The sequence below is a fragment of the Klebsiella sp. 2-CIP_Kleb. genome, from assembly GCF_050378715.1.
In the GTDB taxonomy this organism is placed as follows: Bacteria; Pseudomonadota; Gammaproteobacteria; order Enterobacterales; family Enterobacteriaceae; genus Klebsiella; species Klebsiella quasipneumoniae.
Genome location: NZ_JBNRLG010000001.1, coordinates 678,489 through 694,756 on the forward strand (window position 1 = coordinate 678,489; position 16,268 = coordinate 694,756).

Sequence of the window (16,268 nt, forward strand, 5' to 3'; positions counted from 1 at the left end):
AGACTGACGATGACGTTCCCCTCCTCTTGCGCGCCGCTCGTCGGGATCAGCCGCGCCCGACTCCCGGCCTGGGCGCTGCCCGACGGCTGGCCGACGCGGGCCAACGGTGAGCCGCTGCTGGCGGACCTGGCCTTTCGCGACGGCCGGATCGCCGCACTGACCCCAACCGACCAGCCGACTCCCGGCCTGTGGGACCTGGCGGGAGCCCTGACGCTCCCCGGCCTGGTGGAACCCCATGCCCATCTGGACAAGACATTCACCATTGAACGCTGCCGTCCAGCGCAGGCCGGGCTGCTGCCGGCGATCCACGCCATGCATGAGGATCGCCGACACTGGTCCAGGGCGGATATTCAACGCCGAGCGTCCACCGCGCTGGCCCGGGCGGCAGCGAATGGCGTGACCCATTTGCGCAGCCATATCGACTGGTTTAACGCCGACGCGCCGGACGCCTGGCAGGAGATCGCCCGCCTCGATACCGGCGGCATCACCCTGGAGCGGGTGGCGCTGGTCCCGCTGCCCCTGTTTCAGGATCCGGTGGAAGCCGAGGCCATTGCCCGCGCGGTCGCCAACAGCGGGGAGCGCTGCCTGCTGGGCGGCTTCATCCACTCCTCCAACTGGGACGCCGCCGCCATGGAAAATCTGCTGTGCAGCGCGGCCCGCTGGGATCTGGATCTGGATTTGCATATTGATGAGGAGCTCAGCGAAGTGTCTCAGGGGCTGACCTGGCTGGCGGATCATCTCTCCCGCCACCCTTTTCCCGGACATATCTGCTGCAGCCACGGCTGCGCGCTGGCCGCCGGCAGCGACGAACAGGCGGCGCCGATCCTGCGCCAGCTGGCGGCGCACGGCGTCACCCTTATCGCTCTGCCGATGACCAACCTGCTGCTGCAGGATGCGACGTTCGGCCGCACGCCGCGCCAGCGGGGGATCACCCTGCTGCACGAGGCGCAGGCCGCCGGCGTGGCCACCCTGCTCGGCTGCGACAACGTGCAGGATGCTTTTTGTCCGGCGGGAAGCTACGACCCGCTGGACACCCTGGCCTGCGGCCTGTTCAGCGCCCAGCTCAGCGACCCGTTCGACCGGCAGTCGCGGCTGATCTGCGATCGCGCGGCGCTAACCGGTTCGCCGGCAGACGCGGCGCCCTTTGCCGTCGGGGCGGCGGCCAGCGTGGTGATTTTCCCGGGTAGCGACCGTTATACCTGGCCTTTAAACAGCGCCGCCCGTCTGGTGGTTAACCACGGCAGGTTAACCCACCGGCGCGTGTGGCAGGAGGAGATGGCACATGAGTCTTGAAGCAGGCGCGGGGGCGCCGCTGGCGCGGTATGCCGCCTGGCGCAGAGCCGGCGATTTTATCTTTCTCTCCGGCATTATTCCGGTCAATCCCCTGACCGGCACCATCGTCAACGGCTTTCAGGATGTGCCTGAGCCGGTGCGGGAGCTTCTGGGGGCGACCGGCGAATTTTCAACCGATGCGAAACAGGGGCCGATCCTCGCCCAGAGCTGGTACGTACTGGAAAGCATCCGCCGCACCGTGGAGTCCGCGGGAGGGCAGATGAGCGACGTTATCAAGCTGGTGCAGTACTTTCGCAACCTTGACCATTTTCCCTATTACAGCAGGGTCAGGAAGCTGTTTTATCCCGGCCAGCCGCCCGTTTCCACCGTGGTGCAGGTCAGCGAAATGCTGCCCGACGCCACGGTATTGATTGAAGTCGAAGCAACCGTCTGGTTACCCCAGCCAATTCACTCCGGGGCACCGCGATGATTAACGGTTACATTCCTGCAGCGCGCTTTCTCCCTTTTCTGAGCTGGACGGACGTGGCCGCCCTGCCGGATAAAAGCAATACGGTTATCGTCCTCCCTACCGGGGCGATCGAACAGCACGGCCCGCATCTGCCCTGCTCGGTGGACAGCGTGATATCTTCCGGCGTGGCGGGCCATGCCCTCGCCCGGCTGCCGGCGGCGATCCCGGCCTATGCCATCCCGCCGATCGTCTACGGTAAGTCAGAGGAGCATCTGCATTTTCCCGGCACCCTGACCCTCAGCGGCGATACGCTGCTGCATACGCTGCTGGAGATCGCCGAATCTCTCTATCGAGCCGGTTTTCGCAAGCTGCTAATGATCAACGGCCACGGCGGCCAGCCGCAGATCCTGCAGATCGCCTGCCGGGAAATGCGCCTGCGCCACGGGGATTTTATCGCCATCCCGCACGATGTGTTCAACGTGCCCAACTGCGAAAAACAGTTTCTCAGCCCGCATGAACAGCGGATGGCGATGCACGCCGGCCATAGCGAAACGGCGCTGATGCTGGCGCTGGCGCCGGAGTGCGTTCATATGGAGCGGGCGGTCGCCAACTTCCCGCCGGAATTCCCCTGCCCGACCCTGTCGAAAGGCCGCCCGGCGGCGGCATGGGCAGCGTATGACTTTGGCCCCAGCGGGGTGATTGGCGACCCGACCCCGGCGACGCGGGAGCAAGGCGAAGGGCTGCTCGACTCCCTCGCCGCCAGCTGGGCGCAGGCAATCATCGAGATCCACCGCATGGCCTGGGTCGAACGTCGCGAACCGACCTGGGGCAAACAGCACTGGCACGGCTTTGTCCAGTCCCTCCCTCCCTCTATCGCTGCTGATTCCAAGGAGCCCTGATGAATACCAGATCGACGCCAGTTTTTACCCTGCTGACCGTGGCCGCCCTCGCGGCCTCAGCCTCCTCCTTCGCGGCGGAGAAGTTTACGTTTCTCACCAACTGGTATGCCCAGGCGGAGCACGGCGGGTTTTACCAGGCCCAGGCCACCGGGCTGTACCAACACGCCGGTCTCGATGTCGAAATTAAAATGGGCGGCCCGCAGATCAACGTTATGCAGCTGATGGCGGCCGGTCAGGCGGACTGCACCCTTGGCGACAACGGCCAGGCGCTGGAGACCTGGCAGGCGGGGGTGCATGCGGTAACCGTCGCCACCGTGTTCCAGCACTCGCCGACGGTGTTTATCACCCATGACAAAGTAAGCAACCCGGCTGAGCTTAAAGACAAAACCTTCCTGCTCGCCACCGAGGCCTATACCTCCTTCTGGCCGTGGGCGAAGAGCGAGCTGGGTCTGGCTGGCAGCAAAGTGCGCCCCTATACCTTTAACGTCCAGCCGTTCCTCGCCGATAAAAATCTGGTGCAGCAGGGCTACGTCACCTCCGAGCCGTTCTCCGTCGCCAAAGGCGGGCTGCCGTTCTATGTCTATCCGCTCAGCGACTGGGGCTACCCGCCCTACGGCAACTCGATCATCTGTATGGCGGACACCATCCGCAAACGTCCGGCGGCGGTGGCGGCCTTCGTCAAAGCCTCCATGGAGGGCTGGAAAAGCTACCTGCAGAATCCCACCCCCGGCAACAATCTGATCGGCAAAGCGAATCCGCAAATGGGCGCCGAGCAGATCGCCTTTGGCATTGCCCAGATGAAGCACTACCAGCTGGTGACCGGCGGCGATGCTAAGACCGGCGGTATCGGCATCATCACCGAGCCGCGGCTGAAGAAAACCTGGGACATGCTGGTGAAAAACAAACTGATCGACGCCAGCAAGGTGCCGTTTGAGCAGACTTACACCCTGGATATGGTCAAAGACGCCGGAGTGATGCCATGAATACCGCCCCGAAACTGACCGTGATGAGCGACACCCGCTTTACGCCCGCCTCCGCCACGCCGGCCATTGAGGTGCTGTCGGCGGAGAAGATCTACAGCAACGGCACCCGGGCGCTGCTGCCCGTCAACCTGACCATCAATCAGGGGGAGTTCATTACCCTGCTCGGTCCGTCCGGCTGCGGTAAAAGTACGCTGCTGAAGATGGTCGCCGGCCTGGTGGAGCCCAGCGACGGCAAGCTGATGCTGTGGCGGCGCGACAGCCGGGAAAAGGCCCAGCATCCGCTCTCGTTCGTCTTCCAGGAAGCCACCCTGATGCCGTGGAGCAGCGTGCGCAATAACGTCAGGCTGCCGCTGGATCTGGCCGGCGTGCCGCGGGCGGAAGGTAATACCCGGGTAAGTGAAGTCCTTGAGCTGGTGGGGCTGGGCAAGTTCGCCGACGTCCTGCCGCGCGAACTCTCCGGCGGCATGCAAATGCGCGTCTCCATCGCCCGCGGCCTGGTCACCCGACCAAAGCTGCTGCTGATGGATGAGCCCTTCGGCGCGCTGGATGAAATTACGCGCAACAAGCTCGACAGCGATCTGCTGCGTCTGTGGCAGGAGCAGAACCTGACGGTGGTCTTCGTCACCCACTCGATCCACGAAGCGGTGTTTCTCTCGCAGCGGGTGATCATGATGGCGGCCCGCCCCGGACGGGTGGTGGAAGATATTGCCATCCGGGAGCCGTTCCCGCGCAGCGAGGCGTTCCGCGTCAGTCCGGCCTTTTCCCTGTATGCCCGTCAGCTGCAGGACAGTCTGTTGCAGGCCAGCCAGTCTGGTATGGAGCCATAATATGAAAACCACAACCGCAACGCCGTGGATCCAGCATCCGCGTTTTCTCAAAATTCTCTATCCGACCCTCGTCGCGGTGGCGGTGGTGCTCCTGTGGCAGGGCGCGGTAAGCTATTTCCGCATCCCGGCCTTTCTGGTGCCGTCGCCGCTGGTGATGCTGGACAGCCTGTGGACGCATCTCACGCCGCTGCTGCTGGCGCTGCTGTTTACCCTTAAGATCACCCTGATCTCGTTTCTGCTGTCGATTGTCATCGGCGCCGCCGTGGCGTTTATCCTGGTGCAGAACCGGTTTGTGGAAACCGCCCTGTTTCCCTACATCGTGTTTTTGCAGGTGACGCCGATCGTCGCCATCGCCCCGCTGATCATCATCTGGGTGAAGGACGCCACCCTCTCGCTGGTGGTGTGCGCCACCCTGATGGCGGTCTTCCCCATCATCTCCAATACCACCCAGGGACTGCGCAGCGTCTCTCCCGGCCTGCTGAGCTATTTCCGCCTCAATCACGCCAGCCGCTGGCAAACGCTGGTGCGACTGCGTATCCCCTCGGCGCTGCCCTATTTCTTCGGCGCGCTGCGTATTTCCAGCGGGCTGTCGCTGATTGGCGCGGTGGTGGCGGAGTTTGTCGCCGGGACCGGCGGGACCAATACCGGTCTGGCCTATCAGATCCTGCAGGCTGGCTACCAGCTGGATATTCCGCTGATGTTTGCCGCGCTGCTGCTGATCTCTCTCGCCGGGATCGCGCTGTTTGGCGTGATGTCCTGGGTTTCGCGCCGGGCGCTCAGCGCCTGGCATGAAAGCGAAGCCGTGCAATCTCATTAATATTTTGCTGACGAACAGGAAGAAAAATGATGACTGATGAGCAGCGTCAACACGCGGTCGCGGCGATCCAGCAGGCACTCCCAACGCTGGAGTGGACCTTACAGCCGGCGAAGATCAAACGGCTTTCCCGCGATTTTCACTGGTTCAGTCCGGTACTCACTGAGCAACTGGCGGGGAAACAGGCGGACGCGGTGGTTCGCCCACGCGACGAAGAGGAGCTGCGCCAGCTGGTCGCCGCCTGCGCGCAGCACCAGCTGCCGCTGACGCTGCGCGGCAGCGCCACCGGCAACTATGGCCAACTGGTCCCCCTCGAAGGCGGGCTGCTGGTCGATATGACCGGACTCAACCAGATCGTCGCCCTCGGCAACGGCACGGTGCGCGCCCAGGCCGGCATTCGTCTGGCAGACATCGAAACCGCCGCCCGCCCAACGGGATGGGAGCTGCGCTGCATGCCGTCGACCTATCGCCTGGCGAGCCTGGGCGGCCTCTACGGCGGCGGGTTCGGCGGCATCGGCTCCATCAACTATGGGCCGCTGGCGGCGCCCGGCAATGTGCTCAGCGTCAAAGTGATGACCGTCGAGCCGGTCCCTCGCGTACTGACCGTCCCGGCTCCCGAAGCGCTGCTGCTGCATCACGCCTACGGCACCAACGGCATCATTCTCGAGGTTGAGCTGGCTCTGGCTCCCGCGCACCAGTGGATAGAACGCCTGGACGTGTTTGACGATTTCGCCGATGCGCTGAACTATGCCAACGCCTGCGTCCGCTCCCCGGGACTGGTGAAGCGCCAGGTGGCGCTGCTGGCCACGCCTATCGCCGATTATTTTAGCCACCTGAACGATCGTTACCGCGCCGGCCAGCATGCGGTTATCAGCCTGATCGCCGAGGAGAGCGAAGGACTCTGCGCCAGCCTGTTACCGCGCCATCGCGGGAGTAACGCCATCCGTCAGACCAGCGACGAGGCCCGGGCGCAAAACGCCTCGTTAATGGAATACTGCTGGAACCACACCACCCTGCATGCGCTCAAGGTGGACAATACGCTGACCTATCTACAGACGGCGTTTGATCCGCTGCGCTATCCGCAGCAAATTTTACAGATGGAGCAGCATTTCGCCGGGGAGGTGATCTCCCATATTGAATTTCTGCGCGATATCGAAGGCAACCTCACCGCCAGCGGTCTGCAGCTGGTGCGCTATACCACGCCCGAACGTCTCAACGCGATCATGCAGATATTTCGCGATAACGACGTCAAAATTAACAATCCCCACGTGCTGCAGGTTGAGGACGGCAAACAGGGGGTTATTCGCCCTGACGTGGTGGCGGTTAAACAATCTCTCGACCCGGCGGGATTGCTTAACCCCGGCAAGCTGCGCGGCTGGGCGCTGCGCGACCAGCTGGAACTGGACAGCAACCCGCTGGCGCGGGCCACCCGCGAAAGCCCCGCGATCTGATCGCCCCCGCTCCGCGTGCGGGCTAACGCGGAGCGGGCCCGTCTCTCTTCCCCCTGCCCGCACGGCGAGTTTTTTTACGTCACTCATTCATATGAATGAGTGGTGTCTCTGTTTCCTCCGTTATACTTTTCTGTAGTTGACGAGACGGCCGTTAAAAATTGTTCACAGCATTTTCTCAATTTTCTCTTTGAGCAAAAAAGAGGTCTTCTGATAACGGCCAATAAATTCCCTTGTATGATCAACAATGATCAGATCCGTTGCTAAGGAAATTAAAATGTCATTATCCGTGAATAGCTACCTAAAAGAAGTTGAAGAAATAAAAAATAAAGCCACCGCCCTGTCCAATAAAGAATTCAGTGACACTATTGATGAAAATGGCCATCAATACGTTGATCTGGTAATGGAGGGTGGCGGCGTCCTCGGATTAGCCCTTGTAGGTTACATATATATTTTAGAGCAAGCAGGGATAAGATTCATTGGTATCGCAGGCACGTCAGCCGGTTCAATTGCCGCCTTGTTATTATCTGCCATAGATGTACCTGAAAAAGAAAAAAGCGAACGCCTAATAGATATGATCGCCAACATGCCAATAAATACATTTATTGATGGGAAAAAGGACGGAGATTATGACCCAAAGAAATTTATGGATACCGCCACAGGCTTAATGAACTCTAAAAACAAGTCAGGGTTTAAATATTTTAGTGCATTTTTAAGGTTTCTTACGACAACGGACAACTTAAAAATAATGCAAGGACTTAATAGAGGCGATGAATTTGAGTCCTGGCTTAAAAAACAGCTATCATCTTTTAATATTTATACAGTAAACGATCTTAGAAAAAGAATGGCGACGACTCCATACGGATGGAAGCTTAGAAGCACCAGCATTGATAAATCATCCCAACTTGAAGGTAAACAATCCCTTGATGAACTGGATGTAAATCATGACTATTTATGCCTGATAACAGCAGATTTAGCCACCGAATATAAAGTTGAACTTCCTGTCATGGCAGAACTATACTGGGAAAAAACGAACGATGTAAATCCCGCGGTGTTCTGCCGCTGCTCTATGTCTATCCCTTTTGTTTTTCAGCCCTACACGGTAAAAATACCTCATATGGATAATAATCTACAATTGAAATGGCAAAAATATACCGGCATTAGTTTTCAAAGCAGATTAGCGACTCGATTTCCGCCACCTATCGCTTGTCTTGTTGATGGCGGCATCATGTCAAACTTTCCGATTGATGTTTTTCACAACCCCACAAAAATTCCAGCAAGACCCACATTTGGTGTCAAACTGCAACTTGACGATCACAGTCATGAAATTAATAGCATCCTTGATATATTTGCTCAATCGTTCAACACCGCCAGACATGCCATGAATTACGATTTCATTAAAAAAAACCCTGATTACAATAAGCTAGTATCATTCATAGACACTGGAGACATTGGCTGGTTAGACTTCAGTATGTGCGATGCCAACAAACTTAAACTGTTTAGACTTGGCGCAGAAACCGCTTATCAATTTCTTATTAATTTTGATTGGCATAATTACAAAAAAATCAGGCGAGATATTACTTCCGCTTATCAGACAAGCCTTCCCCTTACAAAATTAAATAGATACTTCAAGAACAAATAAATACTTCAAAGATAAAAACAGAAAAGTTCAGCCAGATAAGGAGCGAAACTCGAAAAAATCATTCTCTGCCATCCACAATTTAACAATCTACCTGATGAGGATAAGAACATGCCTAATGGTAATGACTTAATAAACGCAGCAAGAAGTCAGCTTAATGTTAAAGAGGAACCACTTAACAGCAACTCTGGCCCGATGGTAAATACCTATCTCGACTACGTGGGTAGCCCCTCCGGCTCGCCATGGTGTATGGCTTTCGTCTATTGGTGTAGCTGTCAGGCTGGTATTCCCGGCCTGCCTAAAACCGCCAGCGTAGCGAAATTCTATCAGGAGTCATTAGCGCACGGAAAAATAATAAATATTTCCGACATTGCCGTTGGCGATATTGTTTTAAGAGTAGATTATCCCGCCCAGTCTAACGGCAAAAAGCCAGGAGATCACGCTGGGATTTACACAGGTAAAAATAAGGCAGGCATCCCGTTATATATCTCAGGTAACACCGTCTCCACAAATCCTGTAGTCACCGATGAAACTAGCTCATATGTTGATGAACATCAGATGAAGCATTTTAATTACGCAGCTCGCTTTTGGTAACGCGAAGTCTTATAGATGCTTTGAGAAATAGAGACATTGCTATTACCACACCTTCCGGCCGACGACTGTTTCAGCAGGCATCGGCCCCTTTCCCCATACCGTCCCTGCCTCCCGCCTTTTCAGCCCGAAGCCGACCTCACCCTGCGCCGGACAGTCCCGCCATATGGACGATAAGCCCCACCGCGGCGGCGGCGGCCAGTACCCAGGTCAGCTTCCACTTATAGCGAAACAGCAGCCCGGCGGCGGCGAGAGCAATGGCCGCAGACCATGGGTCGAAACCGGATGGTCCCCAGACGCTATGCCAGATAAAAAACAGCGCCAGATTCAGGATAACGCCCACCACCGCGGCGGTAATGGCGGTCAACGGCGCGGTAAATCCCACTTTATTATGCGTGGTTTCAATAAACGGCCCGCCGGCGAGAATAAAGATAAACGAGGGTAAAAAGGTAAACCATGTCACCAGGCACGCCGCCGCGATGCCCCCCAGCAGCACATCATCCACGCCCAACACCGCTTTGGTGTAGCCGCCGACAAACCCGACAAAGGTCACCACCATGATCAACGGTCCGGGGGTGGATTCCCCCAGGGCGAGGCCGTCCATCATCTGCCCTGCGGTCAGCCAGCCATAGTGGGTCACCGCCCCCTGGTAAACGTAAGGCAAGACGGCATACGCCCCGCCGAAAGTCATCAACGCGGCTTTGGTAAAGAACCAGCTCATCTGGGTCAGCGGGTGCGCCCAGCCCAGCATTAGCGCCAGGGTGGCCATCGGCACCAGCCACAGCAGTATCCCGGCGATCAGCACCCGGGCAGTGCGCCGCCAGCTGAACAGGGCGTGGGCTGGGATCGGCGTCGCGTCATCAATGATGGCGGCCCCGCCAGGCTGACTCTGCGCGCGATGGGCGTCGGCTTTGCCGAAGGTCGCCGGCGCCACCCGTCCGCCGATAAACCCGACGATCGCCGCGGTCAGGACGATCAGCGGAAAAGGTACGTTCAGCGCAAAAATAGCGACAAAGGCTGCGGCGGCAATGGCCCAGTAGGCGCCATTTTTCAGCGCCCGCGAGCCGATGCGGTGCGCCGCCTGCAGCACGATCGCCGCCACGGCGGGTTTGATGCCATAAAAAATTCCCGCCACCACCGCGACATCTCCCCAGACGAGGTAGATCCACGCCAGCGCGATGAGCAACACCAGCGAGGGCAAAATAAACAGCACCCCGGCGATGATGCCTCCCCAGGTTTTATGCATCAGCCAGCCGATATAGGTCGCCAGCTGCTGGGCCTCCGGGCCCGGCAGGACCATACAAAAGTTGAGCGCGTGCAGGAATCGCCCTTCCGAGATCCAGCGTCGGTTATCCACCAGCTCCTGGTGCATCATGGCGATCTGCCCGGCAGGCCCGCCGAAGCTGATGAAGCCGAGCTTCAGCCAGAAGCGAAATGCCTGCCAGAAGGATACGGAAGCGACGACGGAAGGGCTGTCAGTCTGCGGAAGAACCACCGTTTTGCTCATGATTACCAGACCTCATTTCACAGGACTTCAGTAAGCCGTCGAACAGCGAGCAGGCTGCCGCCAGCAGTTGGTCATCGTCCGTAATGGTTTCCCGCAGCCCTGCAAGAATGCTTTCCACCCCCGCCGCCTCCGGGGTGGATACCCCACCGACGTCCAGGAAGTGGATCAGCCGGCCCAGAGCGTCGGGGATCGCGGCCTCCAGAGCAAAGCGCCGGACCAGAACCTCGAAGGTCACCCGCGTGCCAACATGGCTGAACGGCGCCCCGTCATAATCAAAACCAACCGCCGTCGCCGGACAGTCCTCAGGCGCGGCCAGCCACAGGAATCGCGCCTCAGGGTCGATAAAGCGCTGAATTAGCCAGGCGCTGGCCAGACGATCGACCCACGGGCGTCGGCGGGTGGCCCACAAACGGCCGCGAAAGGCCTTTCTATCCAGCAGGCTCAGTTCGCCCGCAACCGCCTGCGGCTCGTCCGGCGATAGCCGCTGATTAATCGCCTGCTCGAGGGTGGCCAGTCGCTCAGCGGCCTGCTCCCGGGCGGCCCCCGGGAAAAAATCGATAGCCGCGATCCGCTGGTAGTCGCGCTGAATTTTACGCAGCTGTTTGAGCTGAGCCGCCAGTCCGTCGGCGGATAACGTCTCCTGCAGCGCCAGCAGATCCTGCAACAGCGCATCATACTGTTCGCGACGATCGAATAGCGGCCTGAGCGCCTCCTCTTCCGCCGACTCAATCGTAAACACATACCCGGCCCCGCCCTCCGCGCGGATCGCCTGGCAGGTGCTGAGGAAAATGTCATAGCCCTGGCGCACGTCGGGCAGCAGATAGACCCCGTCGCGCAGGACCGCCGCCCCGCTCTGCTTCAGGGTTCGCCAGACACGCATGCGCAGCGTGGCTTGAGACGTCGTCAGGTTAAGGATCAAGAGATGCATTGTCATGATGTAGAGATTACTACAGCATGTAGCGTGTGTGACGTTTATTCGCGCGCAGGTTAAGATGAATTTCAGCAATGCATAGCTAAAAAGCACAAAACGAGGGCCCGCGCAGCGGCAGGCCAGGCGCTAAGCGCGGGGCGGCGATAAAGGGCGCAGCAGCAGGGTGAACAGCGCCAGCCCCACCGGCGCCAGGGAGCCCCACAGCACCGCGTTCCAGCCGAAGGCGTTGAGCAGAACGCCGGACGAAAACGAACCCACGATCATCACGCCGAAGACCAGAAAATCGTTGAGCGACTGAACCTGGGTCTTCTCTTCCGGGCGGTGGAAATCGATGATTTTCGCCGAGGCGCCGGTGAAGCCAAAGTTCCAGCCGATGCCGAGCAAAATCAGCGACAGCCAGTAATGATACACCCCGACGCCGCTGAGACCGACCGCCACCGACGCGCCGGTGATCAGCAATCCCGCCGCCGCCATGCGCGCTGCGCCGAAGCGCTGGATCAGCCGGCCGGTGACAAATCCCGGACCGTACATCGCCATCACATGCCACTGGATCCCGAGGTTGGCGGCCTGCTGGGAAAGGCCGTGCATATGCATGGAGAGCGGCGCGGCGGTCATCAGAAAATTCATTACCATATAGGCCACCGCGCCGCTGAACACCGTGGTGGCAAAGCCCGGCTGGCAGACAATCTCGCGCAGCGGCCGCCCTCCGCGAACGCTGGCCGCCGCGGGCTCTGCTGGCGTCACGCCTGCCAGCAGAATGGCGGCGAGCGCCGCCACCAGCGCCTGAGCGAGGAAGGTGAAGGCGAAGGTATGAGTCGGCCAGAGGTGCATGGTGCCGGTGACCAACATCGGGCCAATGATCCCGGCGGCCACGCCGCCGCCCATCACCAGCGACAGCGCGCGGGCGCGACGTTCCGGAGCGACGCCGTCGGTGGCGGCAAAGCGAAAACTGAGCGCAACCGCGGCATAGGCGCCGCCAAGCATCGCGGCGAAACAAAACAGCAGAAAAGAGCCCAGCACCACCGCCAGAGCGGCCGCCAGACCGGTAACCACCCCGGCGCCGGTACCGGCCATAAACGCGGCTTTGCGGCCCCGCTTACGCGCCAGCGCGCCGAAAGGCAGAATCGAGGCCGCCATCCCCAGCACAAACAGCGTGATAGGCAGCGTGGCCAGCGACGGGCTGGGGGCGATAGTATTGCCGACGATAGCGCCGGTGGCGTAGAACACCACCGAGTTGGCGCCGGCCAGCGCCTGAGCGACGGCCAGGCGGATGATATTGTTGTTCTGCGCCGCCAGCGGCAGCATCTGTTCGCTAGACATCCGTTGTTTTCACCAGTTTGAGAGTGGCGCCAGGCGGGTCGTCTGGCATCGCGCCCTGTTTGTTGGGTTCCCTGACCGTTACCTTAGCCGCAAAATACGCTTTTGCACCATAGCGAATAGCAATATTCCCCGGCGACCTGGCCCTCTTCTGCGCCAGATAGCCGGGCCGGGCTTCGCCGCCCGCTTTTTTCAGGGAATCAGTCGCGCCGCGCCGCGGCGAATTTAGCCGCAATCATCGCGGCCGTCGGCTGGACGCCCCCCAGGCTCCACTGCTCCGGGTCATGTTCATCAATGCGGATCCACACCGACTGGCGGAACTGCGGATCGCCCTGCCCCTCAATCTCCACCAGCAGATCGGTCATCCGCCGCAGCAGCTCACTTTTCTGTTCCGCGGTCATGATCCCTTTAATGGTTTGCACGTTAACAAATGGCACGCTATGCTCCTTAGCATCTAAGTCTAAATTTCAAACTCAGAGTAAAAGGCCAATCTCACGATGTCAAAAAATAAATCATTGCCCTACCTCGATCCTGAGCTGTGCGGCTTGGCGGAAGGAGCCAAAATACTGGGCGACCGCTGGGTGCTGCTGATCCTCCGCGAGGCGTTTTACGGCGTGACGCGCTTTGAAACGATGCAGGCGCATACCCATATTACCCGCCAGACGCTCACCATCCGGTTGAAAACCATGACCGAAATGGGCTTGCTTCGCAAAGTCCCCTATCGGGAAGCGGGGGCTCGCGAGCGCTATGAATATGTTCTCACCGAAAAAAGCCGTAGCCTGGCGCTGGTGCTGTTCGCCCTGATGGAATGGGGCCACCAGCAGGTGCTGCACAGCACGCCGCATATTGCGCTGGTGGACAGCGCCAGCGGCGAGGCCGTCCATCCCGGGTTCGTCACCGCCAGCGGCAGCGTGGCGAATCCCGCCGTGCTGCAGATCGTTAAGGCAGACGAACGCTGAGAGCGGCGCGGTTGCCCTGATACAGAACTTTCGTAGGCCTCTGGCGGAAGCCGCGACGAGCAGGTATGTTGCATTGCCACGTTACCCGACGACTGGGTGACATTTTGGTTTCATCGAACGGTGCGATAAAGAATGAGGCTCTCTGCCGGGTCCGATCCCGGCTATTATTCGTGGCGCACGCCATGACCGCCCTGGTCCGCCGCTGATCCGCGGATCGTTCATGCTAAAGGAAGAAAATGTCGCTTCGTTCACTGCGGGCTTTATGTTTGACCAGCTTCTTTATCGCCGACGTTCGCGACGGCCTCGGCCCGTTTCTGGGGATCTTTCTCACCCAGCGTCACTGGCAGGCGGAGGACATCGGCCTGTTGATGACCGTCGGCGGCGTGGCCGGCCTGCTGGCGACCCTGCCCGCGGGCTTCATCACCGACACCTCGCGGCATAAGCGCGTGCTGTTGGCCGGGGTCTGCCTGGCGATCACCCTGACCACCCTCCTGCTCTGGTTCAGTCAGAAGACCAGCGTGGTGGCCCTTTCACAGGTTGCCAGCGGGATCTGCGCGGCCTTTGTCGGACCGTTAATCGCCGGGATCACCCTTGGGCTGACCCGACAGCGCGGCTTTAGCGCTCAGATGGGAAAAAACGAAGCCTTCAACCATGCGGGGAATTTCTTCACTGCGCTGATTGCCGGGGCCATCGCCTGGTACTGGGGCATCGGCGGCATTTTCATCCTGATGGCCTGTACCACCCTGTTTACCCTGATCGCCCTGCTGGCAATCCGCAGCAGCGATATTGACGATGACGCCGCCCGCGGCCTCGAGTCGGCAATCACGCCCGCTGTGCCTGGGTTTGCCATCCTGTTCCGCCATTCGCCGCTGCTGATCGCCGGCGTGACCCTGATGCTGTTCCATCTCGCCAACGCCGCGCTGTTGCCGATGCTCAGCATGCGGATCGCCGCCGCGCCGGGACACCTCAATCCGGGGCTGTTTGCCGCCGCCACGGTGATTATTTCGCAGGTGGTGATGATCCCGGTGGCCATCCGGGTCGCCGGCAGCATCGACAAATATGGTTACTGGCGATGCATTCTGCTGGCGCTGCTGATCATGCCCATCCGCGCGGCGCTGGCGGCCTCCAGCGACGCCCCGGCGATGATGGTCCCGGTGCAAATTCTTGATGGTCTGGCGGCAGGGATTTTGGGGGTGGCGGTGCCCAGCTTTATCGTCTCGCTGCTGCGCGGCAGCGGGCACGTCAACGCCGGACAGAGCGTGGTGATGCTAATGCAGGGCGCCGGGGCGGCGATGAGTCCGGCGTTAACCGGCGCTATCGCCGGGCGCTACTCTTTTGCTACCGCCTTCGGCGTGCTGAGCGTTATCGCGCTGGTCGCGCTGATAGTGTGGTGGCGCAGCGCCCCGCTGCTCACCAACTCGGTGTCGCCGCCGATCGGCGAGAGCGGCCAGTAAAGAAAGGATATCGTCAGGCGGACAACAGCCCCCTGCTGCCTGCCTGACGTGGGAAAGGCGTTAATTCATCTGCGGATTCAAGGTTATTTGCCGCAGAGCGTTCGCCATTTCGAGCTGAATCAGCTCTTTGACACCTTCGCGCTTAATAAACTGGCTGCGGTGTTTACTTTTTACCTCTTCAAGACTTTTTTTGATCTCCTGCGCCGGCAGTTTATACCAGCCGCGAGCCTGTTTCTCTCCGCCCATTTCCAGCCACAGCGATGAATAACTGGCTTTCACCAGATCGCTTTTCACGTGGTAATCGGAATCGATCGCGTAGACCGTAGTGATGCCGAAATAACGCAGGAAACCATACAGCACGCTCATGATGATATTTTTCGGCCGCGCGCCATGCAGCTCTTTGGTCAGCACCTTCACCTCATCATTGGTGATATCTTTCCCGCCCTGTATTCCGCCGATATAAGCGCGGCCATCGTCGGTACAGGAAAAACAGACGCTATAAACGCGCCGGTCGCCGAGAAACAGCTGCAGCATCAGCTCACCCTCCTCCTGAAACGGCGATGCCAGCAGCTTAACGTCAAGCTTTTCGCCATTTTTCAGAGGAATAGCAAACATCGTCCGGCCAAAATCCGCCACGTTATAGAGCTGCGGCAGCACATCGGGCTGAAACGTTTTCTCGATAAAATTCAGCGAACCGTGGGCAATATCCAGCTTGCGCCGTTTTGACATCCGTTTATTAAGATAGGCCTTAAAGGGTTTATCCTCGAAAGGCACCAGTCCCTGGGTCACGGCGGTCAATCGTGCGCACTGATATTTGGCGCAAAGTCCTTGATATTCTCTGTATTTACCTCCTGCGAGCGAGAGCTCTCTGCATTTTCGTAAGAATTTTTTATAGCTTATTTTGACCTGACCGATCACTTTATTATGTTTACGCCATTCTTTGATGGCGCCTGTAACAGTATGTTCCATTGATTAAGATCCATAGATTCATCCATAATCGCGGCCATATTAACATAAAAGCCATTCGTCAATGCTTAATTACACCTTCGTTGTCCTTTCATTTAATATTTAGGCAGGAAATTATTCTGGTGGAGATATTTAAAGCTAACGCCATCCTGTCAACGGTTATTTATGGTGGGTTTTATCTGCTGCCGGCGG

16 protein-coding genes are annotated in these 16,268 nt (G+C 58.9%); 11 read left to right on the forward strand and 5 right to left on the reverse strand.

All coding sequences use genetic code 11. The features are described 5' to 3' along the window. Positions 1–9: 9 nt before the first annotated feature. The 9 genes from ACQUTP_RS03410 (at position 10) to ACQUTP_RS03450 (ending at position 8,945) form a co-directional block, all read left to right on the forward strand. Complete coding sequence (locus tag ACQUTP_RS03410; RefSeq protein ID WP_285754887.1) at positions 10–1,293, forward strand: amidohydrolase family protein; 1,284 nt, start codon at positions 10–12, stop codon at positions 1,291–1,293. Continuing rightward, a complete protein-coding gene (locus ACQUTP_RS03415; protein WP_285754889.1) occupies positions 1,283–1,762 on the forward strand; it encodes a RidA family protein in 480 nt (159 codons plus the stop codon). The genes ACQUTP_RS03410 and ACQUTP_RS03415 overlap by 11 nt, the downstream gene beginning before the upstream one ends. Next, positions 1,759–2,640 (forward strand): creatininase family protein, encoded by an 882-nt coding sequence (locus ACQUTP_RS03420; protein ID WP_017899559.1) that lies wholly within the window; start codon positions 1,759–1,761, stop codon positions 2,638–2,640. The genes ACQUTP_RS03415 and ACQUTP_RS03420 overlap by 4 nt, the downstream gene beginning before the upstream one ends. After that, positions 2,640–3,623 carry an ABC transporter substrate-binding protein gene (locus ACQUTP_RS03425; RefSeq protein WP_285754890.1) on the forward strand — a complete coding sequence of 328 codons (984 nt, stop codon included), beginning with the start codon at positions 2,640–2,642 and terminating at the stop codon, positions 3,621–3,623. The genes ACQUTP_RS03420 and ACQUTP_RS03425 overlap by 1 nt, the downstream gene beginning before the upstream one ends. After that, entirely contained in the window at positions 3,620–4,450 is an 831-nt protein-coding gene (locus ACQUTP_RS03430; RefSeq protein ID WP_032431880.1) for an ABC transporter ATP-binding protein, read from the forward strand. The genes ACQUTP_RS03425 and ACQUTP_RS03430 overlap by 4 nt, the downstream gene beginning before the upstream one ends. Before the next feature lies 1 nt (position 4,451). Further along, positions 4,452–5,267 (forward strand): ABC transporter permease, encoded by an 816-nt coding sequence (locus ACQUTP_RS03435; RefSeq protein ID WP_004202964.1) that lies wholly within the window; start codon positions 4,452–4,454, stop codon positions 5,265–5,267. A gap of 26 nt (positions 5,268–5,293) precedes the next feature. Then, on the forward strand, positions 5,294–6,715 hold the full coding sequence (locus tag ACQUTP_RS03440; protein ID WP_285754892.1) for an FAD-binding oxidoreductase: 1,422 nt from the start codon (positions 5,294–5,296) through the stop codon (positions 6,713–6,715). Between the two features lie 274 nt (positions 6,716–6,989). After that, positions 6,990–8,354, forward strand: coding sequence for a patatin-like phospholipase family protein (locus tag ACQUTP_RS03445; protein ID WP_428902347.1), 1,365 nt, complete (start codon positions 6,990–6,992; stop codon positions 8,352–8,354). A gap of 108 nt (positions 8,355–8,462) precedes the next feature. Continuing rightward, the gene (locus ACQUTP_RS03450) at positions 8,463–8,945 is read left to right on the forward strand and encodes a hypothetical protein (protein WP_004202969.1); all 483 of its coding nucleotides are present in this window, start codon (positions 8,463–8,465) and stop codon (positions 8,943–8,945) included. 136 nt (positions 8,946–9,081) lie between these two features. On the opposite strand, the gene chrA is transcribed toward ACQUTP_RS03450, so the two are convergent. The 4 genes from chrA to ACQUTP_RS03470 all read right to left on the reverse strand — a co-directional run bounded on the left by chrA (position 9,082) and on the right by ACQUTP_RS03470 (position 13,134). Further along, positions 9,082–10,449 carry a chromate efflux transporter gene (chrA, locus tag ACQUTP_RS03455; protein WP_094311864.1) on the reverse strand — a complete coding sequence of 456 codons (1,368 nt, stop codon included), beginning with the start codon at positions 10,447–10,449 and terminating at the stop codon, positions 9,082–9,084. Next, on the reverse strand, positions 10,418–11,377 hold the full coding sequence (locus ACQUTP_RS03460; RefSeq protein ID WP_306738563.1) for a chromate resistance protein ChrB domain-containing protein: 960 nt from the start codon (positions 11,375–11,377) through the stop codon (positions 10,418–10,420). The genes chrA and ACQUTP_RS03460 overlap by 32 nt, the downstream gene beginning before the upstream one ends. Positions 11,378–11,506: 129 nt before the next feature. Beyond that, the gene (locus ACQUTP_RS03465; RefSeq protein ID WP_227667259.1) at positions 11,507–12,700 is read right to left on the reverse strand and encodes an MFS transporter; all 1,194 of its coding nucleotides are present in this window, start codon (positions 12,698–12,700) and stop codon (positions 11,507–11,509) included. Between the two features lie 197 nt (positions 12,701–12,897). Continuing rightward, complete coding sequence (locus ACQUTP_RS03470; RefSeq protein WP_004202976.1) at positions 12,898–13,134, reverse strand: tautomerase family protein; 237 nt, start codon at positions 13,132–13,134, stop codon at positions 12,898–12,900. Positions 13,135–13,194: 60 nt separating this feature from the next. Here ACQUTP_RS03470 and ACQUTP_RS03475 point away from each other — a divergent pair, with 60 nt between their 5' ends. Both ACQUTP_RS03475 and ACQUTP_RS03480 read left to right on the forward strand, forming a co-directional pair. Beyond that, positions 13,195–13,656, forward strand: a complete 462-nt coding sequence (locus ACQUTP_RS03475; protein WP_135721873.1) for a winged helix-turn-helix transcriptional regulator — start codon at positions 13,195–13,197, stop codon at positions 13,654–13,656. 236 nt (positions 13,657–13,892) lie between these two features. Then, positions 13,893–15,110, forward strand: a complete 1,218-nt coding sequence (locus tag ACQUTP_RS03480; RefSeq protein ID WP_285754900.1) for an MFS transporter — start codon at positions 13,893–13,895, stop codon at positions 15,108–15,110. Between the two features lie 60 nt (positions 15,111–15,170). Here the strand turns inward: ACQUTP_RS03480 and ACQUTP_RS03485 are convergent, their stop codons facing one another. Next, positions 15,171–16,079, reverse strand: a complete 909-nt coding sequence (locus ACQUTP_RS03485; protein WP_004202981.1) for a DUF535 family protein — start codon at positions 16,077–16,079, stop codon at positions 15,171–15,173. Between the last annotated feature and the right edge of the window lie 189 nt (positions 16,080–16,268).

Excerpts from the sequence above, each read along its gene's own strand:
- ACQUTP_RS03460 (WP_306738563.1), bottom strand. The coding sequence starts at position 11,377 with ATGCATCTCTTGATCCTTAACCTGACGACGTCTCAAGCCACGCTGCGC.
- ACQUTP_RS03420 (WP_017899559.1), top strand. The coding sequence starts at position 1,759 with ATGATTAACGGTTACATTCCTGCAGCGCGCTTTCTCCCTTTTCTGAGC.
- chrA (WP_094311864.1), bottom strand. The coding sequence starts at position 10,449 with ATGAGCAAAACGGTGGTTCTTCCGCAGACTGACAGCCCTTCCGTCGTC.
- ACQUTP_RS03450 (WP_004202969.1), top strand. The coding sequence starts at position 8,463 with ATGCCTAATGGTAATGACTTAATAAACGCAGCAAGAAGTCAGCTTAAT.
- ACQUTP_RS03410 (WP_285754887.1), top strand. The coding sequence starts at position 10 with ATGACGTTCCCCTCCTCTTGCGCGCCGCTCGTCGGGATCAGCCGCGCC.
- ACQUTP_RS03430 (WP_032431880.1), top strand. The coding sequence starts at position 3,620 with ATGAATACCGCCCCGAAACTGACCGTGATGAGCGACACCCGCTTTACG.
- ACQUTP_RS03445 (WP_428902347.1), top strand. The coding sequence starts at position 6,990 with ATGTCATTATCCGTGAATAGCTACCTAAAAGAAGTTGAAGAAATAAAA.
- ACQUTP_RS03485 (WP_004202981.1), bottom strand. The coding sequence starts at position 16,079 with ATGGAACATACTGTTACAGGCGCCATCAAAGAATGGCGTAAACATAAT.
- ACQUTP_RS03480 (WP_285754900.1), top strand. The coding sequence starts at position 13,893 with ATGTCGCTTCGTTCACTGCGGGCTTTATGTTTGACCAGCTTCTTTATC.
- ACQUTP_RS03440 (WP_285754892.1), top strand. The coding sequence starts at position 5,294 with ATGATGACTGATGAGCAGCGTCAACACGCGGTCGCGGCGATCCAGCAG.
- ACQUTP_RS03435 (WP_004202964.1), top strand. The coding sequence starts at position 4,452 with ATGAAAACCACAACCGCAACGCCGTGGATCCAGCATCCGCGTTTTCTC.
- ACQUTP_RS03465 (WP_227667259.1), bottom strand. The coding sequence starts at position 12,700 with ATGTCTAGCGAACAGATGCTGCCGCTGGCGGCGCAGAACAACAATATC.
- ACQUTP_RS03415 (WP_285754889.1), top strand. The coding sequence starts at position 1,283 with ATGAGTCTTGAAGCAGGCGCGGGGGCGCCGCTGGCGCGGTATGCCGCC.
- ACQUTP_RS03475 (WP_135721873.1), top strand. The coding sequence starts at position 13,195 with ATGTCAAAAAATAAATCATTGCCCTACCTCGATCCTGAGCTGTGCGGC.
- ACQUTP_RS03425 (WP_285754890.1), top strand. The coding sequence starts at position 2,640 with ATGAATACCAGATCGACGCCAGTTTTTACCCTGCTGACCGTGGCCGCC.